The sequence below is a fragment of the Bradyrhizobium genosp. P genome, assembly GCF_049949265.1.
In the GTDB taxonomy this organism is placed as follows: Bacteria; Pseudomonadota; Alphaproteobacteria; order Rhizobiales; family Xanthobacteraceae; genus Bradyrhizobium.
In genome coordinates, this window is record NZ_CP188195.1 from 6,082,274 (window position 1) to 6,105,502 (window position 23,229).

A 23,229-nucleotide genomic window follows, 5' to 3' on the forward strand; every position below is an offset into this window, starting at 1 on the left:
CTGTTCGGACGCGGCGGTCGGGCGCAGCGGGTTTCGGCGGCGATTGATGTCGATCGTGCCCTTTCAAAATAGCGGCTGTTTTCAACCAAGGGGAACGCAATGCGCAAGATCTTGAGTTTGGTTGCACTGTTCAGCGGCCTCGTCACCGCCTCGACTGCACAGGCCGACATCACGGTCGGATTCGTGACGTCGCTCAGTGGACCCGGTGCCTCGATTGGTATCCCCTACGGGCGCGGTATCCAGGCCGCGCTGGAATACAAAGGCGAGGTCAACGGCGAGAAGATCAAGCTGATCCAACTCGATGACGGGTCCGATCCCTCGGCCGCGAGCCGCGCTGCACGCAAGCTCATTGAGGAAGAGAAGGTCGACCTCCTGATCGGCACCGCAACCGCCCCGTCGACGATTGCCATGATGGCGGTCGCGACTGAACTGAAGGTTCCGATGATCGCCGTTTCCCCGATCACCGGACTGCCAAATCCGGCCGATCAGTGGGGCATTTGCGTGCCGCAGCCCGCCTCGCTGCTGGTCAAGGTCGTCGCTGACCGCATGAAGCGCGATGGCGTCAAGAACATCGGCTATATCGGCTTCTCCGACGCCTGGGGCGATCTCGTCTATAACGGCGCCAAGGCAGCGGAAGCCGATGAAGGCATCAAGGTGCTGACCAACGAACGCTATGCGCGGGTCGACACCTCGGTCACGGGCCAGATCCTCAAGGTCCTCGCCGCGCGTCCGGATGCCGTGCTGATCGGCGGATCGGGCACCCAGGGCGCGCTGCCGCTGCTGGCGCTCAGCGACCGCGGCTTCAAGGGCTCGACCTATGGCACGGTCGCGCTGATCAATCCGGATTTTGTGCGTGTCGGCGGCAAGTCTGCCGAAGGCATTCAGGTCTCCGCCGGTCCGGTCGTCGTCGCCGAGCAGCTTCCGGACAACCATTTTGCCAAGAAGCTCTCGCTGGCATTCCGCGCGGCCTACCAGAAGGCCATCAATGCCCCGACGACGGACGTCTTCTCGGCCTATTCCTTCGACGGCTGGATGATCTTCACGTCAGCTGCAGAACGCGCGCTGAAGACGGCGAAGCCCGGCACCGCGGAATTCCATAAGGCCCTGCGCGACGAGATCCTCAACACCAGGGAATTCGCCGGCGTGCACGCGATCTACAACTTCAAGGCCGGCACCTACCACGGCGTGGACGAGCGCTCGCTGGTGATCGTCCGGCTGGTCAACGGTGTCTGGACCTACGCGCCCTGAGCGACAAGGCTAGCACGGAAGGACGGCCCAAAGGACGGACCACAGCATGACGGCAGACATCGCAGCGATCCTGGCGATCGATGGAATATCGACCGGGGCAGTTTATGCCCTGGTGGCGATCGGAACCGTGCTGATCTTCACCGTCACACGGGTGATCTTTATTCCATTCGGCGATATCGCGGCCTTCACCGCGCTGACGCTGGCGGCGCTCGACGCCAAACAGCTCCCGGGAACGGTTGGGCTGGTCGTCGTGCTGGCCTGCATGGCTTGCGTGATGGAGGTGGCCTCGCTGGTGCGCGCCGGTGAGCTTCGCTCGGTGCCGAAAGCCGTGCTGGGCTATCTCGTGCTTCCTTTGGTTGCGGTCGGCATCGTCTGGCTGGCGATGCGCTTCAATCCAGCGGCGCCGATCAGGATTGTGCTGGCGCTGCTGCTTATCCTGCCGGTCGCGCCGCTGCTCGACCGGATCGTATTTCGTCCGATCGCGGATGCTTCGGTTCTGCTGCTCTTGACGGTCTCGGTCGCACTCCACTTCGCGCTGGTCGGACTGGGGTTGCTGTTCTTCGGCCCCGAAGGTGTCAGGACCGAACCGCTGACATCGCTTGCGCTTGACATCGCCGACGTTCACGTTCCCGGTCAGACGGTACTGATCCTGACGGCTGCGCTGGTGTTCAGCGGCCTGCTGTTCCTGTTCTTCGATTTCACCCTTCTCGGCAAGGCGCTGCGTGCGACGGCTCTCAACCGGACCGGCGCACGACTGATGGGCATCAGGCCGGCGCGCGCCGGGACCATCGCCTATCTGCTGGGGTCGCTGATGGCCGGCGTATCCGGCATCCTGATCGCCCCGGTCAACACCATCTTCTACGACTCCGGTTTCCTGCTCGGCCTGAAAGCCTTCGTCGGCGCCATCATCGGCGGCATGATCAGTTATCCGGGAGCAGCGCTCGGTGCGTTCGGCGTCGGCATTCTCGAAAGCTTCGCCTCATTCGAGAGCAGCACCATGAAGGACGTCATCGTGTTCTCGCTGCTGATCCCCGTCCTGCTCTGGCGTTCGCTCGCCTCGCAGCATTCCGAAGAGGAAGTCGAGGAATGACCCGGCTGCAGATCCGCCTCATCATTGCCGCGGCGATTGCCTGCCTCGTCGCCGCGCCCTTTGTTCTCAATCCGTTCAACATCACCCTGCTGAACTACATCGGGATCTACGCGCTGGCGGCCGTCGGGCTCGCGCTGTTGACCGGGGTCGGCGGCATCGTGTCGTTCGGCCAGGCGGCTTTCGTTGGCATCGCAGCCTATTCCACGGCATGGGTGACCGTTGTGAACGGCTATTCGCCCTGGCTCGGATTGGTGCTGGCGGTCGTCCTGACCTGCAGCGTCGCGGCGATCCTGGGCCTGGTGACACTGCGCTTGCAGGGGCATTTCCTGTCGCTGAGCACGGTCGCCTGGGGACTGGCGATCGCATTCCTGTTCGGCAACATCGAGGGGCTTGGCGAGCATAACGGCCTTTCGGGCCTTCCCCCGATCTCGATCGGCCCGGTCGCCCTGGTCGACAGCTGGCAGATCTACTTCCTGATCTGGGCCATCGTCGCTGCGGTCCTTCTCCTTTGCTACAATCTGCTGGATTCCCGCATCGGCCGCGCGATGCGCGCACTCCGCGGCGGTAATACGCTCGTCGAAAGCCTCGGCATCAGCGCGTTCCGGATCAGGCTCGTGACATTCGTCATCGCCGCTTTCTTCGGCGCACTGTCTGGATGGCTTTACGCCCATCTTGGCCGCTTCGTCAGTCCCGGACCGTTCGATGCCAGCATGGGCATCGAATATCTGATGATGGCCATGGTCGGCGGTGCCGGCAGCGTCTTGGGCGGCGTGGTTGGTGCTGCGGTCGTTACACTGTTGAAGAACTCCGTGCAGGACTACCTTCCGCTGATTGCGAAAGGCGCCTCAGGTCAGCTCGAGATCGTGGCTTTCTCGGCGCTGTTCATTCTGTTTCTACAACGAGCGCGGCAAGGCATCGTCCCGTTCTTCTCCGGCTTCCTGCCGGATCTGAAAATGTCCCGTCCGCAGCAGGCTGCCCCGCTGCCGCACCGCGAACAACCGGCACCCGGCAGCCTTCTCCTCAAGGTTAGCGGCGCGCAACGGCGGTTTGGCGGCCTCGTCGCCGTCAACAATGTCAGCTTCGAGGTGCGCGCCGGCGAGATCCTCGGCCTGATCGGTCCGAATGGCGCCGGTAAGTCCACGATGTTCAACCTGCTCACCGGTGCGCTTCGCGCCAATGCCGGCGAGATCAAATTCGCAGGCCGGTCGATCACCCGTGACCCGCAATTCCGCATCGCCCGGTCCGGGATCTCCCGCACCTTCCAGCACGTCAAGCTGCGACCGCGCATGACGCTGCTCGACAATGTGCTACTCGGTACCTATTCGCGCACCAGGACCGGCCTGCTCGCCGGCGCCTTGCGCCTGAACCGGGCGGAAGAAGCCAGCGCGCGCTACGAGGCGCTACAACAGCTCGAGCGGGTTGGGCTTGGCGACAAGCCTTTCGATCTCGCCGGCAACCTGCCACTCGGCAATCAGCGCGTGCTTGAAATCGCCCGCGCGCTTGCCGCCGATCCGACGCTACTCGTGCTCGACGAGCCCGCGGCCGGGTTGCGCCGTCAGGAGAAGCAGAAGCTCGCCGAATTGCTGCGTTCGTTGCGATCAGACCATCTGACGATCCTTCTGGTCGAGCACGACATGGAGTTCGTGATGTCGTTGGTCGATCGCATCGTGGTGCTCGATTTCGGCTCCAAGCTCTGCGAGGGCGGGCCCGCCGCGATCCGGAGCGACGCCCGGGTTCAGGAAGCCTATCTCGGAGGGGTCGCGTGACGCAGATGCTCTCGATCGAGAATGTGTCTGTCAGCTACGGCAAGGTGGAGGCCGTGCGGAACGTCTCGCTGTCCGTCGAGCAGGGACAAATTGTGACCGTGATCGGCCCGAACGGCGCCGGCAAAACCACGCTGCTCATGGCAGCGATCGGCCTGTTGCGGTCGACGGGACGGATGCTGTTCCAGGGGACAGATCTGGCGAAAATCGACGTTGAGGGCCGGGTCGAACGTGGCCTCTGCCTGGTGCCCGAGAAGCGCGAACTGTTCGCCGACATGTCCGTTGCCGACAACTTGCTGCTCGGCACCTACAGCTTGCGCGATCGCTCGACGACACGGAAGAGCCTCGACGACGTGTTCGACCGCTTCCCGCGGCTCAAGGAACGCAGCAAACAGGCCGCCGGCACGTTATCCGGCGGCGAGCGGCAGATGCTGGCGCTCGGCCGCGCGCTGATGGCGAAGCCGAAGCTGCTCGTGCTCGATGAACCCAGCCTCGGCCTGGCGCCGCTCATCGTCCGCGAGATCTTCCGCACCATCGCGTCGCTGCGGAGCCTCGGCGTATCGGTCCTGCTGGTCGAGCAGAACGCGCGTGCCGCGCTGGAGACCGCGGATTACGGCTATGTGCTGGAGACCGGCGAGATCATCCAGTCGGGCCCGGCAGAAACCCTGATCCATGACCCGAAGTTGATCGCAGCCTATCTCGGCGGGCATTAGAGACCGAGAGCGGAACCAAAAATTGCGAAAACAACCCCATGCAAAGAAGCAGTGGGGTCTCCCATCATCCGAACACACCATATCTGGGGCCGGGACAGCCAGCGTTACGCGACAGGATCGCGCGCCAGCCCCATCGCGCGCAGCGCCGACGCAAAGGCAGCGAGCCGCTGTTCGCGATAGGCGGCCTGATCGACACCTTCATAGTTCATGAAGCCCTGCCCGGTTTTCATGCCGATGCGGCCCTCGCGCATGTTCGACGCGATGATGGGAGGAGCAGCATAGCGACCGTCCCCCAACGCCTCGACCAGATAGCGGCTGGCGTGGTGCAGGATATCGCCACCGCCCCAGTCGATGAACTCGAGCAGGCCCAGCACCGCGAAGCGGAAGCCGAAGCCATAGATCACGGCCTTGTCGATATCCTCCGCCGACGCAACGCCCTCCTCCACCATGCGGGCCGCCTCGTTCATCGCCAGCGTCTGGATTCGCGGAACGATGAAGCCGGGCCGTGCCGCACAGACGACCGGCACCTTGCCAATGTCTTCGAGCAGCGCCTTCATTCGTGCTGTGGTCTCGGGCGCGGTGAGCCTGCCGGGCGACAGCTCGATAAGCGGCACCAGATAGGCCGGGTTGAGCCAGTGGGCGTTGAGAAAGCGGCCGGGATGCTCGACCGCGCCTGAGAGATCGTCGACCAGGATCGTCGACGTGGTCGAGGCGATGATCGGACCTGCGCCTGCGAGCCGCGAGGCTTCGGCCAGCGCCGTCTGCTTCAGGTCCAGGATCTCCGGCATTCCCTCAAAGATGACATCACAAGTTGGCAGCTTCGACGCGGCTTCCTGCCTCGGCACAATCGTGACGCGGTCGGCAATTGTGGTCACAAGCTCCGGCGGCAGCAGATCGATCCGCGAGAGGATCTCCAGCGTCGATCGGATCTCCGCGATGGCCTCGGCCGCCAGCGCATCGAATGCCGACGTCTCGCGTTCCTTGAAGTCCACGACGACGACCTGGTGGCCGGCGAACGCAAAGACGACGGCGATGCCGCGGCCCATTCGTCCGGCACCGAGGCATCCGATCACCGGTTTCATTGAAAGCCCTCGGCGAGATGGTTCTGCAAGGCGGCCCGGTCGAGATCGCCGAGGCCGAGTGACGACAATGTGCGGCCGGTCTTCGCGAAATCCTGACCCGTGATGGCGGAGCCGATCGCCAGGAACGCCTTCGCGAGCGGCGTCGGCACGCCCGCAACGACGGCCACCGATGTGAGGAACGACAAGCCGAGACGCAAATCCTCCAGCATGTAGCGGTGCTCGACGAGATTGAGGCGTTCGGACCAATCACCGGAATCGGTGAGCTGGTCATGCGCATCGCGCGCATACATCCAGGGTTCGCCGTCGCGCGAATAATGGTCGGCCAACGGGAAATGCGGTCCCGCATAACCGAGGGCTTCGCGGATCGCGATACGTTCGGCATCGAGCGCATCGGTGACGCGGCGGATCGCCGGCTGCGTACCCTCCTTGTGGATGTCCCACTTCTCAAAATGCTCGATCGGGCCGGCGTTCATGGTGATCAGCGGCGGATGGATGATTGGGCCCGCATTCATCAGGGCGCCCGACAGCGCGTCGCCGCAGGGCTCGATGGCGTTCGGAAACGCGCGCTCGATCACGCCGAGCGCATGCCGGCTCAAGCGTGACGGAAACACGCCGGTCGGCAACCGTGCGCCGCGCCCCGAAATGCGGACCGCGTAAATCCCCTGCTTGCGCGCAAGCCACGGCAGGGTTCCGGTCTCCGCGGTTGCGATCTCGGCGCGGTTGCCGGCGTCCCGTGCGGCGCGGGCGAAGATGTAGGAGCCGAACGTGCCTGGTGGCAGGAACACGACTTGGCCGTCACGCAAATGCGGCGCAGCGAGATCGGCGATGGCCGCTTGTGCGAATGCCGGTGCCGGACACAGGATGAGATCGGCGGCCTCGACGGCTTCCGCAATCGAAGATGTAATCGTCGCGAGCCGGGCTTCATGCCGGCCCGACCGGTCGATGACCGAAATCGTGCCGCCCTGCGCCCGATGCGCTGCGACTTCCGTCGAATTTCGCCGCCACAAACGGACTTCGTGACCGGCCAACGCCAGGTCACCGGCGGCTGCGAACGAGCCGTTGCCTCCACCCAATACCGCGATCTTCAAGATATCCTCCGCTTCAAACCGTTATGCAGGTTTCGCCCCGACGTCCCTGTCCTGCCAGGCGGCCCAAGTCGGCCGGTCGATCTGGAACAGGTCGGTGGACCGCGCATACCAGCCGCTGCCGTGCATGCGGGCAACCAGACGCAGCGCCTGCGTGTCGATATGACAGCGCTCCCTGTCCAGGATCACCGCGTCATCAACATGAGCACGGACCACGCGGCCGATGACGGCGGTCTGCCGCGGTCCGGTCACCAGCGAGGCGAGGACCCGGCATTCGAACGACACCGGCAATTCGGCGATCCGCGGCGAGCGTACCGCCTGTGAGGCCGCCGGCGTCAGTCCGGCCAGTTTCAGTTCGTCGATCTCGGGCGGCGCGTCGATACAGGTGATGTTCATGGCCTCGGCGTTGCTTTCCGCGACAAGATTGACGACGAATTCCCCGGTATCGAGAATGTTGGCCGCGGTGTCCTTGAATCGCCCCGCCCCCGCCAGAAACCCGATCGCAACCGTCGGCGGCTCATGGCCCATCACGTTGAAGAAGCTGAAGGGCGCGGCATTGAACACGCCGCTTGCGGAGAGCGTGGTGATCCACGCGATCGGCCGCGGCGTCACCGTGGCGGTCAGGATCTTGTAGCGGTTCTGCGCCTCCAGCGTCTCCATGTCGAAGATCATGCCACCCTCTCAGATCGCCACTACCGGATGGCGCAGCCGACCGATGCCCGTGACCTCGGCTTCGACGACGTCGCCTGGCCACAGCCATTCCTGCGGCGTCCGTCCGGCGCCGACGCCCTCGGGCGTGCCGGTTGCGATGATATCGCCGGGCTCGAGCGTCATCGCAGCCGAAATGTCGGCGATCAGATGCGGCACCTTGAACAGCATGTGGCGCGTGTTGGAGCGTTGCTTCTCGACCCCGTTCACCGTCAGCCAGAGATCGAGCGCGTGCGGGTCGGTGATTTCATCTGATGTGACGATGTACGGTCCGAATGGCGCATAGGTGTCCCGCACGATATCGTTCCTAGGATACGAGGGGCTGGCGGCCGCCATTGTCGCCAAACGCTTCCTCGCGATAGAGCCCGAGTGCGTGCATGACCGGCATGTCGTTGAAGGTGAAGAGACAAGCGTCCTCGCTGGCGGAGGCGTTCACATGCTCGTGCCAGGCCCAGGACGGCACACAGAAAATGTCGCGCTCCTTCCAGTCGAAGTGCTTGCCGTCGATGATCGAATGACCGCATCCCTTGGCGACCTGATAGATGAAGCTGCCAGTGTGTCGATGCGCTTTGGTGCCCTCGCCCGGCCGCAGCATCTGCATCGATGCGCCGATCGTCTGCATGACCGGACCGCCGGTCACCGGATTCACATAATTCATGAGCACGCCGTCATAGGGCGAGCCGTCGGTGGCCTTGCCATAGCGCTGCAGCGCCTCGTAGGTCGGGGCCCACTCGTATTTCAGCAGTGGCGAATAGCCCTTGGACCATTCGGCGCCGGGCGGACGCAGGCCGGGATTGCCCCAGCGGTGCGTCATGTCGTCCACGGGATAGCCGACGCTCTGCTGCAAATCGGGGTGAACCACATAGAAGTTGGCTTCGAGCATGTTGACCAGGGGAATGTCGAGGCCGTCCTGCCAGATGCAGGGCGTGCCGTCGCTGGAGACGCCGTGTTCGTGCCAGGTGCCGTTCGGCGTCAGCACGAAGTCGTTGGCGCCGAGTGTCATCTTGTGACCGTCGACGATGGTGTAAGCGCCCTCGCCTTCCATGATGAAGCGAAGCGCGGAGGCCGAATGGGCGTGGGCGGATGCAACCTCGCCCGGGTGCATCACCTGCAGGCCGGAATACAGCCAGCCGACTGCGGCGGCGTGCTCGCGGCGGCCAGGGTTGTTCAGGTAGATCACGCGGCGGCCGGCCTTCTCGGGCGACACCAGTTCGACCGAACGCAGCACATGGGCCCGCAGATCCTCATAGCGCCACAGCATCGGAATCGAGGACGATTTCGGCTGCCAGGGCTCGATCTTGTTCGCAACCGTCCAGAGCGCGCCGGCCTCCAGCTTTTCGAGCTGGTCATAGTAGGCGAGCAGTTCAGGCGTATCCTCGACATTGGCCCGTCCTGCCACGTCTTCCCGGTGATTTTCACCCGCTGTCGTTGCCATGCCGCCCTCCTGTGACTTTCGCCGTGTCCGGTGCCGCTTCTTCTCGATCAGGCTTCCTTCAGCACATCGCGTCCGATGATGAGTTTCTGGACCTCGGTCGCGCCTTCATAGATACGGAGCGCGCGGATCTCGCGGTAAAGCTGCTCCACCATTTCGCCCGAGCGCACGCCGCGACCGCCGAACATCTGCACGGCCCGGTCGATCACCGCCTGCGCGGTTTCGGTTGCGACCATCTTCGCCATCGCCGCTTCGCGTGTCGCGGGCGCCTTCTGCACGTCGCGCCGCCACGCTGCGCGATAGGTCAGGAGCGCACTGGCATCGACGCCTGCGGCCATGTCGCCGAGCGCCGCCTGGGTCAACTGCTGGTCGCCCAGCACGCCACCGAACATCCGGCGTGCCTTCGCGTGCGCCGTCGCTTCATCGAGCGCACGGCGGGCGAACCCGAGCGCGGCGGCCGCAACCGACGCGCGGAAGATGTCGAGGGTGCGCATCGCGATCTTGAAACCTTCACCCGGCGAACCCAACAGCCGCGCCGCCGGCATCCGGCAGCCCTCGAAGCGCAGCGTCGCCAGCGGGTGCGGCGCCATCACATCGATGCGCTCGGCAATCGAAAATCCGGGATCATCCGGGAGCACGACAAAGGCCGAAATGCCCCGCGCGCCCGGAGCCTCGCCGGTTCGCGCAAACAACGTATAGACATCGGCGATGCCGCCGTTGGAAATCCAGGTCTTCTCGCCGTCCAGGATGTAATGGTCGCCCTCACGCCGGGCGGTGCAGCCCATCGCGGCGACATCGGAACCGGCGTCCTTCTCGGACAGCGCGAAGGCCGCGACCCATTCGCCACGCCGCGCCTTGGGCAGGACCAACGCGCGCAACTCGGGCGATCCCGCGATAGCCACCGCGCCGGTGCCAAGTCCCTGCATTGCGAAGGCGAAATCGGCAAGTCCGCTGTGCCAGGCCAGCGTCTCGCGAGCCAGACAGATCAATCGGGAGTCGATTATTGCGTCCGGCCGATCGCCGGCGACCGACGCCTCCAGTAATCCCGCAGCACCAAGCCTGTGAACCAGCGAACGGCAGGTGCCGTCGACGTCATGGCCATGCGTATCGCCGAGATCGGCCGCAAACGCATCGAGCGCGGCGGCATAGTCGCTGTGGCGGGAATCGAAAAACGGCCATGCGAGGTGTTCGCGCGATGGCCCGCGCAACTGCGAAACCGGGGTCATGTCTGTCTCCCGCAAAAGCCGCTTTTGCGTGCGCCGACCGGCGCGAGGCGCCTCAATAACGTTTCATACCTAAAATATCTTGTCAAGCGAGCCGCTGTAAGCCTGGAGCCCGGCCGCTATGCAGGAAGCCCACGAAACAGGCTGCAAACTGGGCAGAAATGAAACGCATGGTGTTTTACCTCGTTGGACTCCACGAGTCCGATTGACTTCATTTTTGTTTGACGTCTAAAATTATATTCGGTCGCCCCGAGTTCCGGGCAGGACCGAGGAGACGAGCATGGCAGAACGCTCTTTCGCGCGCGAAGTGGAAGACCTCAAGCTCGGCGCCGGCGAGGAATTCCGCGGCGAAGGTATCCTCGCCATTACCAAGGCCCTGCTCGAATGCGGCGTCAGCTATGTCGCCGGCTACCAGGGCGCGCCGATCTCTCATCTGATGGACGTGCTGTCTGACGCGCAGGATATCCTGTCCGATCTCGGCGTGCATTTCGAAACCAGCGCGAGCGAGGCGACCGCGGCGGCAACGCTGGCGGCATCGGTGATGTACCCGGTTCGCGGCGCGGTCACCTTCAAGGCTCCGGTCGGAATCAACGTCGCCTCCGACGCGCTCGCCAACCTCACGTCGGGCGGTGTGACCGGCGGCGCACTCATCATCATCGGCGAGGACTACGGCGAAGGCTCCTCCATCATGCAGGAGCGTTCGCACGCCTTTGCGATGAAGTCGCAGCTCTGGCTGGTCGATCCGCGGCCCGACGTGGCCTCGATCGTCAAGGGGGTGCGGGATTCCTTCGAACTGTCCGAGGCGTCGAACACGCCTGTTATGCTGGAGGTGCGGATTCGCGCCTGCCATGTGCATGGGCGCTTCGCCACGCGTGACAATGTCCGCCCGACCTTCCCGCTGTCCCGCGCGCTCGAGCAGCCGTCGCGCGACACCAACCGGATCGTGCTGCCTCCGGCCTCGTTCATGCACGAGAAAGAGAAGATCGAGAAGCGCTGGCCCGCAGCCGTCGAATTCATCCGCGCGCGCGGCATGAACGAGACGTTCGATGGCGATATCGACGATATCGGCATCATCATGCAGGGCGGCATGTATAACGGCGTCATCACCGCGCTGCGCGAGGCTGGGCTTGCCGACGTCTGGGGCCAAACCCGGGTGCCGCTCTATGTGATGAACGTGACCTACCCGATTGTCGACAGCGAAGTGATCGACTTCTGCCGCGGCAAGAAGGCCGTGCTGATGGTCGAGGAAGGCCAACCCGAATTCATCGAGCAGTCGCTGCACAAGATCCTGCGCAATGCGGACATTCCGGCCAGGCTCCATGGCAAGGACCTGTTGCCGATGGCCGGCGAGTATACGTCGCAGGTGATGGCGGCTGCGATCGGCGCCTTCATCCGCCGGTGGCGCTCCGACGTGTTGCCGGATGCCGCACGCGCGCCGAACATCGACCGTGTCGAAGTCGACGACAAGATCCGCGCGCTGGCCGACGTGGTGCCGCCGCGGCCGCCGGGCTTCTGCACCGGCTGTCCGGAACGGCCAATCTTTTCCGCGATGAAGCTCGTGGAAAAGGAGCTCGGCCCGCACCATATCGCCGCCGATATCGGCTGCCATCTGTTCTCGATCCTGCCGCCGTTCAATATCGGCGCCACCACGATGGGCTACGGGCTCGGCCCGGCGTCGGCTTCTGCCTTCAATGTTCCCGCGGCGAAGCGCTCGATCTCGATGATGGGCGACGGCGGCTTCTGGCACAACGGGCTGACGAGCGGCATCGGCAACGCCGTCTTCAACCAGCACGACGGTGTGATCGTCGTGGTCGACAACTACTATTCCGCAGCGACCGGCGGCCAGGACATTCCCTCCTCGCGCGCCGACAACCGCTCGCGTTCGACCAAGCATCCAATCGTCGAGGCGGTGAAGGGCGTCGGCGCCAAATGGGTACGCCAGATCGACCGCACCTACGACGTGACGCGGATGCGCGACACGCTACGCGAGGCGCTGACCACGGAGGAAAAGGGGCCGAAGATCATCGTCGCCTCGTCCGAATGCATGCTCAACAAGCAGCGGCGCGTGAAGCCGCTGGCGGCGGCTGCCGCCAAGCGCGGCGAGCGTATCGTACGCGAGCGCTTCGGGGTCGATGAAGATGTCTGTTCCGGCGATCACGCCTGCATCCGCCTGTCCGGCTGCCCGTCGCTGTCGGTGAAGCCGACCGACGACCCGCTGAAGGACAATCCAGTCGCCGCCGTCGACAATACTTGTGTCGGCTGCGGTCATTGCGGCGAGGTCGCCGACGCAGCCGTGCTGTGCCCCTCGTTCTATCGCGCCGACGTCGTCTCCAATCCGACCGCGTTCGAAGCGCGGCTCGATCGGATCTGGCAACGGATGATCAGCGCGTTGCAGCGCTGGCGCGCGGGACGACGGGTCACGTTCGAACAGGGGGCGGCATGAACGTCTCGGTCGCGCCCTCCCCGGTTGGCCTCAGCCAGGCACATCCCATCAGCGTCGCGGTGCTCGCGATGGGCGGCCAGGGCGGCGGCGTGCTGGTCGACTGGATCGTGGCGCTCGCCGAGCACCGCGGCTGGTGCGCGCAATCGACGTCGGTGCCCGGTGTCGCCCAGCGCACCGGCGCCACGATCTATTACATCGAGATGATCGCGCCCGACACGAGCACGCCCGGCCGCATTCCCGTGCTGTCGCTGATGCCGGCGCCGGGCAAGGTCGACATCGTCATCGGCGCTGAATTGATGGAAGCCGGCCGCGCCATCCTGCGCGGGCTGGTCTCGCCCGACCGGACGCTCCTGATCGGTTCCTCCCACCGCTCCTTGGCTGTCGTCGAGAAGACCGCCCCCGGCGATGGCACGGCCGACGCCTCGCAGGTCTATGAAGCGGCGAACGTGGCGGCCAATCGCTTCATCGCTTTCGACATGGCCGAAATCGCCGATGCGACCGGCAGCGTGGTCTCTTCGGTGCTGTTCGGTGCGCTCGCGGGGTCGGGCGCGCTGCCCTTCACGACAGAGGATTTTGAAGCCACCATCCGGGCCGCCGGCGTCGGTGTCGACGCCAGCCTGCGCGCCTTCGCCGCGGGCCGCGAGCGCGCCACTGCCACGCTCAAGCAGGACCCAAGGATCAAGCCGACGGCGAAGCCGCCGCTCGCCAAGCGCTTTCCAAAGCTCGAGCCGATCGGCCACGCCGGCTACGACGCTCTCGTCGTACGGGCACAGCAATTGCCGGCCGAGCTGCACGGCATCGTCGCGGCCGGCCTGCAGCGCGTGGTCGATTTCCAGGACATCGCTTATGGAAGCGAGTATCTCGACCGGCTGGAGACGATGCCGCGTGGAGCGACCGGCCTGCTGCAGACATTCGCCAAGTATCTTGCGGTCGCCATGGCCTATGACGACGTGATCCGCGTGGCCGATCTCAAGACGCGTGCGGGACGGTTCGGCCGGGTTCGTCGCGAGGCGCGGGCCGGCGACGACCAGGTGCTCACTATCACGGAATTCTTCCATCCGCGGATCGAGGAAATGGCCGGGCTCTTGCCGCCGCCGCTTGGCGAGAAACTCGAGCGCAGCGAATGGCTCGCTCGGCTGGTCGACCGCGGACGCAAACTCCGCACCACCGCGCCGTCGGCCTTCCTGATGTTGTACTGTGTCGCGGGCCTGCGCCGCTTCCGCCGTGGCACATTGCGGCATAAGCGCGAGATGCGCCATCTCGACGATTGGGCGCAACGCGTCAGGACATTCGCCGCTCGCGACGTCGCGCTCGCGACTGCCGTGTGCGAGGCGCGCCGTCTCGTCGCCGGCTACTCGGACACCCACTCCCGCGGTGAATCGAAATTCGACAAAGTCATGCTTGCGTCCGAACGGCTGGCCGGCCGGCCTGACGCCGCCGAATGGGTGCAACGGTTGATCAAGGTCGCGCTGAAAGATGCCGACGGCGTCGAGCTCGACGGCGCGCTGCGCACCGTCGAGACCCTATTCGAGGACGCTTGAGGATGGATCAATTCGAAGTCGTGGTGTCGAAGATCGAGGCGCTGACCCCACGCATCCGTGAATTCGTGCTCGCGCGCGGCAACGGCGCGCCGATGCCGGGCTGGGCGGCCGGCGCCCATATCGATGTCTATCTGCCCGACGTCGGCCGGCGCTCCTATTCGTTGATCGAGACCGCCTCGCCCCGCGCGGCCGAACATCCGACCAGCTATCGCATCGCCGTGCTCCAGGAAAGCAAAAGCCAGGGCGGCTCTGTTTACATGCACGGTCTCAAGACCGGCGATCACCTGACGATCTCGCCGCCTGCGAATAATTTTCCGCTCGGGGCCGGCGCCGGCAAAGTCGCCCTGGTCGCTGGTGGCATCGGCGTGACGCCGCTGCTCACGATGGCATGTGAGCTGAGCGCCGCGAAACGACCGTTCTCGTTTCATTACGCCGGCCGCAGCCGCGCCGAGCTTGCCTTTGTCGGCGAGATCGAGCGACTTTTCCGCGGAAATGCCGCGATCCACGCCGATGACGAAGCCGGCCGCCTGTTCGACCTCGAGGGCCTGATGACGCGGCTGGCTCCCGACGTTCCGCTTTACCTCTGCGGACCTCTGCCGATGATCGAGGCGGCCATTGCGCTGGCGAAGCGGATGAATTGGCCACAGGGCCGGCTGCATTTCGAAATCTTCACCGCGCCCGAGGAAAAATCCGGCGATAGCAGTTTTGAGGTCGAGCTCAAGAGCAGCGGCCGCGTCTACGAGATCCCCGCCGGCAAGACCATCCTCGACATACTGCTCGAGGCCGGAGAAGACCCGATCCATGACTGCAAACGCGGCGATTGCGGGATCTGCCAGACCGCAATCATCGAGGGCATCCCCGACCATCGCGACTATATCCTGAGTGAAAGCGAACGGGCGTCGAACAAGGTGATGCAGATCTGTATTTCGCGCGCGAAGACCAAGCGGCTCGTGCTCGACCTGTGATGGAGGAACGCATGATCAGATATGCCGGCAACTCCGCGGCGATCCGCGCCCTGGTGCGCGAACAGGAGGTTCATCGCGACGTCTATGTCAGCGAAGAGGTGTTCCAGCTCGAGATGGAGCACATGTTCCCGAACAGCTGGGTCTATGTCGGTCACGACAGCCAGGTTCCCAATCCCGGCGACTATTTCGGCACCACGATCGGCACACAGCCGATCCTGCTGGTCCGCCACACCGACGGCACGGTGCGCGTGCTGCACAACCGCTGTCCCCACAAGGGCACGCGCATCACCTCCGAGACCTGCGGCAACACCGGAAAATTCTTCCGCTGTCCCTACCATGCCTGGAGTTTCAAGACGGACGGCTCGCTGCTCGCGATTCCCCTCAAGAAAGGCTACGAGAACACCGGCTTCGAACAGAGCCGTGCCGCCCCCGGCATGGCTCCGGTGCGCCATATCAGGAACTATCGCGGTTTCGTGTTCGCCAAGATCAACGACAGCGGCCTCGATTTCGAGGAGTTCTTCGGCGAAAGCCTGTCGAGCCTCGACAACATGATCGACCGGTCACCGGTCGGCCAGCTCAAGGTCGCAGGCGGCGTGCTGCGTTACATGCACAATTGCAACTGGAAGATGCTGGTCGAGAACCAGACCGATACCTGCCATCCGATGGTGGCACACGAATCCTCCGCCGGAACCGTGGTCGACGTCTGGAAGAAGGCACCTCCCGGCACCAGGAAGCCGATGGCGGTGGAGATCATCGCCCCCTTCATGAGCCCGTACGAGTTCTTCGAAAACATGGGCATCCGGATCTGGGACAACGGCCACGGCCACACCGGCGTGCATCACTCGATCCATTCCGACTATTCGGCGGTGCCAGGCTATTTCGAGAAAATGACCAACGCCTATGGCGAGGATCGCGCCAAGGCGATCCTCGGCGAGGCCAGGCACAACACGGTCTATTTCCCCAACATCATGATCAAGGGGCCGATCCAGCTGCTGCGGCAGTTCAAGCCGATCTCGGCCAACAAGACGCTGGTCGAGTCCTGGACGTTCCAGCTCGTCGACGCGCCCGACATGCTGCTCGAGCGCACGCTGATGTACAACCGTCTGATCAACGCCCCGACCTCCATCGTCGGCCACGACGATCTTGAAATGTATGAACGCGCGCAGGAAGGCCTGCATTCGAACGGTAACGAGTGGGTCAATCTGCAGCGTCTCTACAGTCCCGACGAGGCCGGGCAGACCAATGTGGCCATCAACGGGACCAGCGAGTGGCCGATGCGCCACCAGTTCCGGGCGTGGACCAAGTTCATGATGATGGGGATGTGACATGAGCATGGTCACTGATGCTCCTCTGCGGAATTTGGTCCCGACCGATCAGGAATTGATCGACTTCGTCGTCCGTGAAGCACGGCTGATCGATCAGCAGCGTTTCGACGAATGGCTCGACATGTACGCCGATGACGCCTTCTACTGGATGCCGCTGGAATGGAATCAAACCGATCCGCGGCTGACCTGCTCGCTGATGTACGAGGACAAGCTGTTGCTTTCGATCCGGGTCGAGCGACTCAAGGGGGCGCGGACTTTCAGCCAGAAGCCGAAGAGCCGCTGCCATCACGTGCTGCAGACACCTCAGGTGGATTCCCGTGACCCCGCGGCCAACAGCTACGTCACCTGGACCCCGATACACTATGTCGAGACCCGCCTGGACGAGCAGACGCTCTACGCAGCCTGGGTCACCCATCATCTGGGTGTCGAGAACGGCGGACTGAAGATCAAGCTGAAGCGCGTCGACCTGATCAATTGCGATGCGGCCTTCGGCAACATCCAGCTCTTTATGTGAGGTAAGATGAGTACGGTCCACCACACGGCAATCGTCAGCGGCGGCAATACCGGGATTGGCGCCGCGATCGCGCGCGGTCTTCTCGCCGATGGGTATGACGTGATCTCGCTGTCGCGGCGAAAGCCCGACTGGAGCCATCCGAGGCTCTCCTCGCACGAGGTCGATCTGCTCGATGCGGCTGCGACACGCCAGATGGCCGGTGATATCGCCGCCAAGGTTGCAATCACCCATGTCGTGCACAATGCAGGCGCCATCCGTGCCAAGCTGCTGGAAGAGGTTGACGACGAAGACGTCGGCGCCCTCGCCCAGCTGCATTTCGGCGCCGGAATTGCGCTGGCGCAGGCGGCGCTGCCCGGCATGAAGCAGGCGCGCTTCGGCCGCATCGTGCTGCTGTCGTCGCGCGCCGCGCTCGGGGCTGTGACCCGCACGGTCTATTCGGCCACCAAGGCCGGCATCATCGGCATGGCGCGAACCTGGGCGCTGGAGCTCGCTCCCTTCGGGATCACCGTCAATGTCGTCGCGCCAGGCCCGATCGCGGATACCGAAATGTTCGAGAGCGTGATGTCGCCGGAATCCGAACGCGCGAAGACGCTGGCCCGGTCGATTCCGCTTGGCCGTCTCGGCAAATCCACCGACGTTGCGCGCGCGGTCAGTTTCTTCAGTTCGCCGGATGCGGACTTCATCACCGGGCAGACGCTCTATGTCTGCGGCGGTGCCAGCATCGGTTCGATTTCCATCTAGTTTTCGGCGAGACGCAGCCATGGATGCCACAGTCAAACGAAACGCACGATCCCCGAAGAGCGCACGCCCGCCGCCGCTGCAGCCGATCGAGCCGGCGCACGAGTCCGACGGCGCGCATCTTGAGCTGCGCATCTGGCTGCGGCTGCTCTCCTGCGCGACCCGAATTGAGAAGTCGCTGAATGCGCGGCTGCGCAAGGAGTTCAACACCACGCTGGCCCGCTTCGACCTGCTGGCGCAGCTTGCTCGCAAACCTGAGGGAGCGAGCATGTCCGAGGTCTCCGACCTTCTGATGGTATCGAACGGCGCGATCACCGCGCTGGTGCAGAAGCTGGAAGCCGACGGATTGATCCATCGCGAGGTCGATTCCGAGGATCGCCGTACCTTCCGTTTGCGCTTGTCACAGGACGGTACAAAGGAATTCGGCCGGATGGCGCGCCGGCACGAGGAGTGGGTGATTGCGCTGATCGGCGAGCTGTCACCCGTCGCGCAGTCCGACCTGCTGCAGCACCTGACGCTGCTCAAGCGCCGCCTCGACAAACACGCCTGACGTCACGGATGTCTGGTCCATCGATGATCCCTCGGGCACAAGATTGCGTTCGCGCCGTCTCGCCTTTCGGAACTGGACGCCCTCTCGAATTCTGATCTATACATCTCATGGACGGACTAGCTAAAGTCCGCGGCAGCCGTTCTACCGGCGCGCAGGTGGGCATACCTACCGCGGTTCGAGAGGAAATCATGGCAGCGACATATTCAGATCTCGCCGGCAAGGTCGTTCTCGTCACGGGCGGCGCTTCGGGCATCGGCGAAGCGATCGTGCGGCGCTTCGCGCAGCAGAAATCCACGGTCGTGTTTTTCGACATCAAGGTCGAAGAAGGAGCTCATCTCGCGCGCGAGCTATCGGGCATGGGTCTCAGCGCGCATTTCCTCAACGTCGACCTCACTAATATCGCGGCACTGCGCGCCGGCATCTCCGATGCACAGAAAACCCACGGTCCGATCAATATCCTCGTCAACAACGCCGCCCATGACGAACGGCACCCGACGGAGGAGGTGACGCCGGAGTATTGGGATGATCGCATCGCCGTCAACTTGAAGCATCAATTCTTTGCCGCACAGGCGGTACTGCCGGACATGAAGGCGGAAAACGCCGGCGCAATCATCAATTTCGGCTCGGTCTCGTGGATGGTGGGCCAGGGCGGCATGGCCGCCTATACCGCCAGCAAGTCCGGCGTGATCGGCCTCACCCGCTCGCTGGCGCGCGACTACGGCCCCTACAACATTCGGGTCAATGCAATCGCGCCCGGCTGGATCATGACCCAGCGCCAGATCGAGAAATGGCTAACGCCGGCGGGCGTGGAAGAGCTGATGCACCGCCAGTGCCTGAAGCGGAAGCTCGTCCCGGATGAGATCGCAAAATTCACCGTGTTTCTCGCGTCCGACGAAGCATCGGCCTGCACGTCGCAGCATTACGTCGTGGATGGCGGCTGGGTGTAGAGCGCGTCGTATTCTCGCCGTCTCGGGGCTCTCCGGATTGACCCACATGGCGACCGTATCCATATGGGATTCAGGAATCGGATGAATCCCGCCGTTTCGGACCAGCTTGGACGCGACCGAGCACCCGCTCGCGGCGTCATCCCAGCACATGGTTTGATTCGGGAGCTCCTATGACGGCACTGTCTATCCTCGACCTGGTCCGCGTCACCGAAGAGACCGATGCGCGCGGTGCACTCGACAACGCCCGCGATCTTGCGCTCCACGCCGAGGCATGGGGCTATCGTCGCATTTGGGTGGCGGAGCATCACAACATGGCCGGCATCGCAAGCGCCGCGACGTCCGTTGTGATTGGCCATATCGCAGCAGGAACAAAAACCATCCGTGTCGGCGCCGGCGGCATCATGCTCCCCAACCATGCGCCCTACATCATTGCGGAGCAGTTCGGGACGTTGGCGCGACTGTTTCCAGGCCGCATTGACCTGGGACTGGGCCGCGCGCCCGGGACCGACCAGCTCACACTGCGCGCCTTGCGCCGCACGCCCGAAGCCGCCGAGAATTTCCCGCAGGACGTCCTCGAGGTGCAGGCCTTTCTGGCCCCTGCCGGTCCAAATCAGCGTATCCAGGCCGTGCCGGCCGCAGGGACAGAAGTGCCGTTGTGGATTTTGGGATCGAGCCATTTTGGTGCGATGCTTGCGGCTGAGCTCGGGCTTCCTTATGCCTTCGCCTCGCATTTTGCGCCCGACGAGCTCATCCCGGCGCTGCAAATCTACCGCAGCCGCTTCAAACAGTCGGAGCAGCTTGACCGCCCCTACACCGTGGTCGGCGTCAACATCATCGCGGCGGGCAGCGACGACGAAGCGCGCAGACTGGCGACGACGCAGCAGATGTCCTTTGCGAACATCTTCCGCGGTGCGCGAGGCCTCAGCCAGCCACCGATCGACGACATCGAAAGCTACTGGTCGCCCGCGGAAAAAGCGCAGGCGATGAGAATGCTCGCCCGTTCCATCATAGGCTCGCCCCAGACGGTTCGTTCCGGTATCGATGCGCTCGTTGCGGAGACAGGCGCCGACGAACTCATGATCGTGTCGGACGTCTACGATCACGCAACCCGGCTAAGATCCTTCGAACTCATCGCCAGTATCGCCGGCGGCTGACTTCGGAATTTTCAAGAAGTTCTCGCCAGGGGTTCCTTGTTCAGGATGAAACGGGACGCACGTTCGCCGAACATCATTGTCGGCGCGTTGGTGTTTCCGGAGACGAGCCGCGTCTTGCGCGCGGGCTCCGTCCGGCCACACGAGACACGCGGATCATGGCTCGGCAACTTGCCGCCGGACCATCATCCTCAATCGAACTGGACCGGCTCCGATCCCGGATAGGCGTGCGAGACAAACTCGCAGAAGGCACGGGCTGCTGGAGAAAGCCGCGTCTTGCTTTTCCAGGCAAGCCCAACGTCCATGGTGTGGACGTCATCATCCAGCACCTTGACGTCGATACGGTGTCCTTCCAGCGACCAGGGCCGATAGACCATATCGGACAGGACCGTGATGCCCATTCCGGTAGCCACCATGCTCCGAACGGCTTCTACGGACAACGTGCGGAAGGTTACGTTGGGTACATGGGGCGTACGCTGCCAGTAACGCATTGCGGAGCGTTCGGCCTCGTCGACCGTCAGCATCAAATATGGCTCGCCAGCAAGATCGGCCAGCGTGACCTTGTCCTTGTGCAATAGCGGATGATTGGCGCAGGTCCATAGACGGCGCGGAGAACGCAACAACAGGCGTGAACGAATACTGCGTCGATCATGCAGATTCGAGACAAGCATGATGGCGGCATCGACGCTGCCCTTCACAAGGCTTTGCTCGATCGCATCGCGCTGAAATTCGTGAAGCCGCACGGTGATGCCGGGAAAGGATCGCCAGAAGCGCGACAGCAGCGGCGGCAGGAAATAGCCGGCGACCGTATAGCTGACCGCGACATCGACGGTGCCACCGACCTGGGTTCCCCAGCGGTGCGGCCCCCGCATCGCATCCGACACGCTGGCTTCGATGGCCCGCGCGCGCTGCAGGAATTCCTGACCGTCGAAGGTGAGCGTGACGCCGTTGGAATGCCGGTCGAACAGCTTGCGACCGAGATCGGCTTCGAGCGCCTTGATTGATGCCGTGACAGCCGATTGCGTCACGTTGAGCCCAGCCGCGGCGGCCGAAACCCTCCCGGACTCCGCGGTAGCAATGAAATGCCGAACCTGACGGAAACTCAGAGCCATCAATTTTTCCGATATCAGCGACTAGTATTTCGAATTTTACAATCCCCCCCTCCGAAGCAAAAATCAATCGTTGGTTCGCGTGGGACGTGGGAGACGGGCATATCGATGACTTCCCAGGGCTTGGAGTTGGTCGCTCGCGACGTCAGCGTCCAGTTCGAGGGCCTGAAAGCACTGTCGGGCGTCACCCTTGCCGTCCCGCGCGGCCGCATCACCGGGTTGATCGGGCCCAATGGCGCGGGAAAAACCACCCTCATCAACGTCCTGACCGGATTCCAGCCGGTCGGAACGGGAGTGGTCGAACTGGAAGCCGAAGCGATCGGAGGCGTGGCCGCGCACAAGCTGCGGCGCATGGGTGTCGCGCGCACGTTTCAATCGGGGCGGCTCTTCCGCGATCTCCCTGTTATCGACAACCTCGAGGTGACAGGCGTCGGCCTCGGCCAAAGCCGGCGCGACGCGATCGCGGAAGCCAAGCGAGTGCTGGCCTGGCTCGGCATTTCACCGCTTGCAGCCACGATCGCAGGTGCCCTGCCCTATACCGACGAACGCCGCGTCGCCATCGGCCGCGCCATCATGTGCACGCCGCGATATCTGCTGCTCGACGAACCGGCGGCGGGCATGTCAGAGCACGAAAGCCACGATCTGGCCGTCGTCATCAAGCGGATCGCCGGCGAACTCGGCGTCGGCGTCCTCCTGATCGAGCACAATATCGGGCTTGTGCTCGAATTGTGCGAGCGCATCTTCGTGCTCGACTCCGGCGAGATCATCGAGGTCGGCGCGCCCGACCAGATCCGACGCAGCGACGCGGTCCGCCACGCCTATATGGGCACGCAACAGGACGAGATCATCCCGGCGCTCGCGGAAGAGGCCACGGCGTCATGACGTTACTGGCGGTCGACGACATCACCGTGCGTTATGGGCGCCTCACCGCCTTGCGCGGTGTAACGCTGACCATCGCCGAAGGCGAGATCCTGTTCGTGACCGGCCCGAACGGCGCCGGGAAGTCGACCCTGCTGAACGCCATCGCCGGCGTCGTTCCCACCGGTTCGGGCAGCATCATGCTGAACGGCACGAGAATGACCGGCGCCGCACCGGAAGAGATCGCGCGGCGCGGATTTTCGCTGGTCCCCGAAGGACGCAACGTGTTCGGCGGCCTGACCGTCGAGGAAAATCTAAGGGTCGGTACCGGCATGCGCACCGACCGGAAAAAGATCGCCGACGATCTCGAGTCCGTCTACCAGGACTTTCCGATGCTGGCGGAGCGCCGCCACGGCACCGCCGGCATGCTGTCCGGCGGGCAGCAGCAGATGCTGGTGATCGGCCGCGCCCTGATGGCCGCTCCGCGCCTCATGGCGATCGACGAGCCCTCGCTCGGCCTTGCGCCCAAGATCATCGACCAGGTCTACGAAATCCTGATGCGGCTGCGATCGCAGCGCAAGCTCACCCTCCTGATCGTGGAGCAAAGCTCGGCGCGCGCGATAATGACGGGTGGGCGCATGGTTCTGATCCGGGGCGGCCGCATCGTGCTGGAGGGAGAGGCCGCGAGCATGGTCAAGGACGAGCGGCTGAAACAGGCTTATTTCGGTTTCGGGGACCATTAGG

At 63.9% G+C, this 23,229-nt stretch carries 22 protein-coding genes; 15 read left to right on the forward strand and 7 right to left on the reverse strand.

The annotated features are described in order from the left end of the window. The first annotated feature begins 99 nt into the window (after nt 1–99). From ACP2YO_RS29495 to ACP2YO_RS29510, 4 genes are read left to right on the forward strand one after another with little or no spacing between them, the layout of a single operon-like run. The gene (locus tag ACP2YO_RS29495; RefSeq protein ID WP_426434653.1) at nt 100–1,248 is read left to right on the forward strand and encodes an ABC transporter substrate-binding protein; all 1,149 of its coding nucleotides are present in this window, start codon (nt 100–102) and stop codon (nt 1,246–1,248) included. 46 nt (nt 1,249–1,294) lie between these two features. Further along, on the forward strand, nt 1,295–2,338 hold the full coding sequence (locus ACP2YO_RS29500; protein WP_426434654.1) for a branched-chain amino acid ABC transporter permease: 1,044 nt from the start codon (nt 1,295–1,297) through the stop codon (nt 2,336–2,338). Next, the gene (locus tag ACP2YO_RS29505) at nt 2,335–4,104 is read left to right on the forward strand and encodes an ABC transporter permease subunit (RefSeq protein WP_426434655.1); all 1,770 of its coding nucleotides are present in this window, start codon (nt 2,335–2,337) and stop codon (nt 4,102–4,104) included. Before ACP2YO_RS29500 ends, ACP2YO_RS29505 begins: the two co-directional genes overlap by 4 nt. After that, nucleotides 4,101–4,814, forward strand: coding sequence for an ABC transporter ATP-binding protein (locus tag ACP2YO_RS29510; RefSeq protein WP_426434656.1), 714 nt, complete (start codon nt 4,101–4,103; stop codon nt 4,812–4,814). The genes ACP2YO_RS29505 and ACP2YO_RS29510 overlap by 4 nt, the downstream gene beginning before the upstream one ends. 104 nt (nt 4,815–4,918) lie before the next feature. On the opposite strand, the gene ACP2YO_RS29515 is transcribed toward ACP2YO_RS29510, so the two are convergent. Genes ACP2YO_RS29515 through ACP2YO_RS29540 form a run of 6 tightly spaced genes read right to left on the reverse strand, consistent with a single transcriptional unit; the run spans nt 4,919 to nt 10,347 of the window. Beyond that, a complete protein-coding gene (locus tag ACP2YO_RS29515) occupies nt 4,919–5,860 on the reverse strand; it encodes a 3-hydroxybutyryl-CoA dehydrogenase (RefSeq protein WP_426443344.1) in 942 nt (313 codons plus the stop codon). 32 nt (nt 5,861–5,892) lie between these two features. Further along, nucleotides 5,893–6,984 carry an NAD/NADP octopine/nopaline dehydrogenase family protein gene (locus tag ACP2YO_RS29520; protein ID WP_426434657.1) on the reverse strand — a complete coding sequence of 364 codons (1,092 nt, stop codon included), beginning with the start codon at nt 6,982–6,984 and terminating at the stop codon, nt 5,893–5,895. Between the two features lie 21 nt (nt 6,985–7,005). Beyond that, nucleotides 7,006–7,653, reverse strand: coding sequence for a flavin reductase family protein (locus ACP2YO_RS29525; RefSeq protein WP_426434658.1), 648 nt, complete (start codon nt 7,651–7,653; stop codon nt 7,006–7,008). Nucleotides 7,654–7,662: 9 nt separating this feature from the next. After that, the gene (locus tag ACP2YO_RS29530) at nt 7,663–7,986 is read right to left on the reverse strand and encodes a fumarylacetoacetate hydrolase family protein (protein ID WP_426434659.1); all 324 of its coding nucleotides are present in this window, start codon (nt 7,984–7,986) and stop codon (nt 7,663–7,665) included. Nucleotides 7,987–7,996: 10 nt separating this feature from the next. Beyond that, nucleotides 7,997–9,124: a cupin domain-containing protein gene (locus ACP2YO_RS29535; protein ID WP_426434660.1), complete on the reverse strand. Its 1,128-nt coding sequence runs from the start codon at nt 9,122–9,124 to the stop codon at nt 7,997–7,999. A gap of 47 nt (nt 9,125–9,171) precedes the next feature. Further along, nucleotides 9,172–10,347, reverse strand: coding sequence for an acyl-CoA dehydrogenase family protein (locus tag ACP2YO_RS29540; protein WP_426434661.1), 1,176 nt, complete (start codon nt 10,345–10,347; stop codon nt 9,172–9,174). 277 nt (nt 10,348–10,624) lie between these two features. Between ACP2YO_RS29540 and ACP2YO_RS29545 the strand changes: the two genes are divergently transcribed. From ACP2YO_RS29545 to ACP2YO_RS29585, 9 genes are all read left to right on the forward strand, one after another. Continuing rightward, nucleotides 10,625–12,787, forward strand: a complete 2,163-nt coding sequence (locus ACP2YO_RS29545) for a thiamine pyrophosphate-dependent enzyme (RefSeq protein WP_426434662.1) — start codon at nt 10,625–10,627, stop codon at nt 12,785–12,787. After that, a complete protein-coding gene (locus tag ACP2YO_RS29550; RefSeq protein WP_426434663.1) occupies nt 12,784–14,328 on the forward strand; it encodes an indolepyruvate oxidoreductase subunit beta family protein in 1,545 nt (514 codons plus the stop codon). Before ACP2YO_RS29545 ends, ACP2YO_RS29550 begins: the two co-directional genes overlap by 4 nt. A 2-nt stretch (nt 14,329–14,330) precedes the next feature. Beyond that, nucleotides 14,331–15,293: a PDR/VanB family oxidoreductase gene (locus ACP2YO_RS29555; RefSeq protein ID WP_426434664.1), complete on the forward strand. Its 963-nt coding sequence runs from the start codon at nt 14,331–14,333 to the stop codon at nt 15,291–15,293. A gap of 11 nt (nt 15,294–15,304) precedes the next feature. Then, nucleotides 15,305–16,618, forward strand: a complete 1,314-nt coding sequence (locus tag ACP2YO_RS29560) for an aromatic ring-hydroxylating dioxygenase subunit alpha (RefSeq protein WP_426434665.1) — start codon at nt 15,305–15,307, stop codon at nt 16,616–16,618. 1 nt (nt 16,619) lies between these two features. Continuing rightward, nucleotides 16,620–17,132, forward strand: a complete 513-nt coding sequence (locus tag ACP2YO_RS29565) for an aromatic-ring-hydroxylating dioxygenase subunit beta (protein WP_426434666.1) — start codon at nt 16,620–16,622, stop codon at nt 17,130–17,132. Between the two features lie 6 nt (nt 17,133–17,138). Further along, entirely contained in the window at nt 17,139–17,873 is a 735-nt protein-coding gene (locus ACP2YO_RS29570) for an SDR family NAD(P)-dependent oxidoreductase (RefSeq protein WP_426434667.1), read from the forward strand. A gap of 19 nt (nt 17,874–17,892) precedes the next feature. Then, on the forward strand, nt 17,893–18,420 hold the full coding sequence (locus tag ACP2YO_RS29575; RefSeq protein ID WP_426434668.1) for a MarR family winged helix-turn-helix transcriptional regulator: 528 nt from the start codon (nt 17,893–17,895) through the stop codon (nt 18,418–18,420). A gap of 188 nt (nt 18,421–18,608) precedes the next feature. After that, the gene (locus ACP2YO_RS29580) at nt 18,609–19,367 is read left to right on the forward strand and encodes an SDR family NAD(P)-dependent oxidoreductase (protein WP_426434669.1); all 759 of its coding nucleotides are present in this window, start codon (nt 18,609–18,611) and stop codon (nt 19,365–19,367) included. Between the two features lie 170 nt (nt 19,368–19,537). Then, nucleotides 19,538–20,521 (forward strand): LLM class flavin-dependent oxidoreductase, encoded by a 984-nt coding sequence (locus tag ACP2YO_RS29585; RefSeq protein WP_426434670.1) that lies wholly within the window; start codon nt 19,538–19,540, stop codon nt 20,519–20,521. A 188-nt stretch (nt 20,522–20,709) separates the two neighbouring features. On the opposite strand, the gene ACP2YO_RS29590 is transcribed toward ACP2YO_RS29585, so the two are convergent. Next, nucleotides 20,710–21,630, reverse strand: coding sequence for a LysR substrate-binding domain-containing protein (locus ACP2YO_RS29590; RefSeq protein WP_426434671.1), 921 nt, complete (start codon nt 21,628–21,630; stop codon nt 20,710–20,712). On the opposite strand from ACP2YO_RS29590, the gene ACP2YO_RS29595 reads away from it, so the two are divergent. Then, the gene (locus ACP2YO_RS29595; protein ID WP_426434672.1) at nt 21,601–22,509 is read left to right on the forward strand and encodes an ABC transporter ATP-binding protein; all 909 of its coding nucleotides are present in this window, start codon (nt 21,601–21,603) and stop codon (nt 22,507–22,509) included. The genes ACP2YO_RS29590 and ACP2YO_RS29595 overlap by 30 nt on opposite strands. Next, nucleotides 22,506–23,228, forward strand: coding sequence for an ABC transporter ATP-binding protein (locus ACP2YO_RS29600; protein ID WP_426434673.1), 723 nt, complete (start codon nt 22,506–22,508; stop codon nt 23,226–23,228). Before ACP2YO_RS29595 ends, ACP2YO_RS29600 begins: the two co-directional genes overlap by 4 nt. Nucleotide 23,229: the final 1 nt, after the last annotated feature.

Bases quoted from the DNA above. Each gene is read 5' to 3' on its own strand.
- ACP2YO_RS29495 (WP_426434653.1), top strand. From the start codon at position 100: ATGCGCAAGATCTTGAGTTTGGTTGCACTGTTCAGCGGCCTCGTCACC.
- ACP2YO_RS29500 (WP_426434654.1), top strand. From the start codon at position 1,295: ATGACGGCAGACATCGCAGCGATCCTGGCGATCGATGGAATATCGACC.
- ACP2YO_RS29505 (WP_426434655.1), top strand. From the start codon at position 2,335: ATGACCCGGCTGCAGATCCGCCTCATCATTGCCGCGGCGATTGCCTGC.
- ACP2YO_RS29515 (WP_426443344.1), bottom strand. From the start codon at position 5,860: ATGGGCCGCGGCATCGCCGTCGTCTTTGCGTTCGCCGGCCACCAGGTC.
- ACP2YO_RS29525 (WP_426434658.1), bottom strand. From the start codon at position 7,653: ATGATCTTCGACATGGAGACGCTGGAGGCGCAGAACCGCTACAAGATC.
- ACP2YO_RS29535 (WP_426434660.1), bottom strand. From the start codon at position 9,124: ATGGCAACGACAGCGGGTGAAAATCACCGGGAAGACGTGGCAGGACGG.
- ACP2YO_RS29540 (WP_426434661.1), bottom strand. From the start codon at position 10,347: ATGACCCCGGTTTCGCAGTTGCGCGGGCCATCGCGCGAACACCTCGCA.
- ACP2YO_RS29545 (WP_426434662.1), top strand. From the start codon at position 10,625: ATGGCAGAACGCTCTTTCGCGCGCGAAGTGGAAGACCTCAAGCTCGGC.
- ACP2YO_RS29550 (WP_426434663.1), top strand. From the start codon at position 12,784: ATGAACGTCTCGGTCGCGCCCTCCCCGGTTGGCCTCAGCCAGGCACAT.
- ACP2YO_RS29555 (WP_426434664.1), top strand. From the start codon at position 14,331: ATGGATCAATTCGAAGTCGTGGTGTCGAAGATCGAGGCGCTGACCCCA.
- ACP2YO_RS29560 (WP_426434665.1), top strand. From the start codon at position 15,305: ATGATCAGATATGCCGGCAACTCCGCGGCGATCCGCGCCCTGGTGCGC.
- ACP2YO_RS29565 (WP_426434666.1), top strand. From the start codon at position 16,620: ATGAGCATGGTCACTGATGCTCCTCTGCGGAATTTGGTCCCGACCGAT.
- ACP2YO_RS29570 (WP_426434667.1), top strand. From the start codon at position 17,139: ATGAGTACGGTCCACCACACGGCAATCGTCAGCGGCGGCAATACCGGG.
- ACP2YO_RS29575 (WP_426434668.1), top strand. From the start codon at position 17,893: ATGGATGCCACAGTCAAACGAAACGCACGATCCCCGAAGAGCGCACGC.
- ACP2YO_RS29580 (WP_426434669.1), top strand. From the start codon at position 18,609: ATGGCAGCGACATATTCAGATCTCGCCGGCAAGGTCGTTCTCGTCACG.
- ACP2YO_RS29585 (WP_426434670.1), top strand. From the start codon at position 19,538: ATGACGGCACTGTCTATCCTCGACCTGGTCCGCGTCACCGAAGAGACC.
- ACP2YO_RS29595 (WP_426434672.1), top strand. From the start codon at position 21,601: ATGCCGAACCTGACGGAAACTCAGAGCCATCAATTTTTCCGATATCAG.
- ACP2YO_RS29590 (WP_426434671.1), bottom strand. From the start codon at position 21,630: ATGGCTCTGAGTTTCCGTCAGGTTCGGCATTTCATTGCTACCGCGGAG.
- ACP2YO_RS29600 (WP_426434673.1), top strand. From the start codon at position 22,506: ATGACGTTACTGGCGGTCGACGACATCACCGTGCGTTATGGGCGCCTC.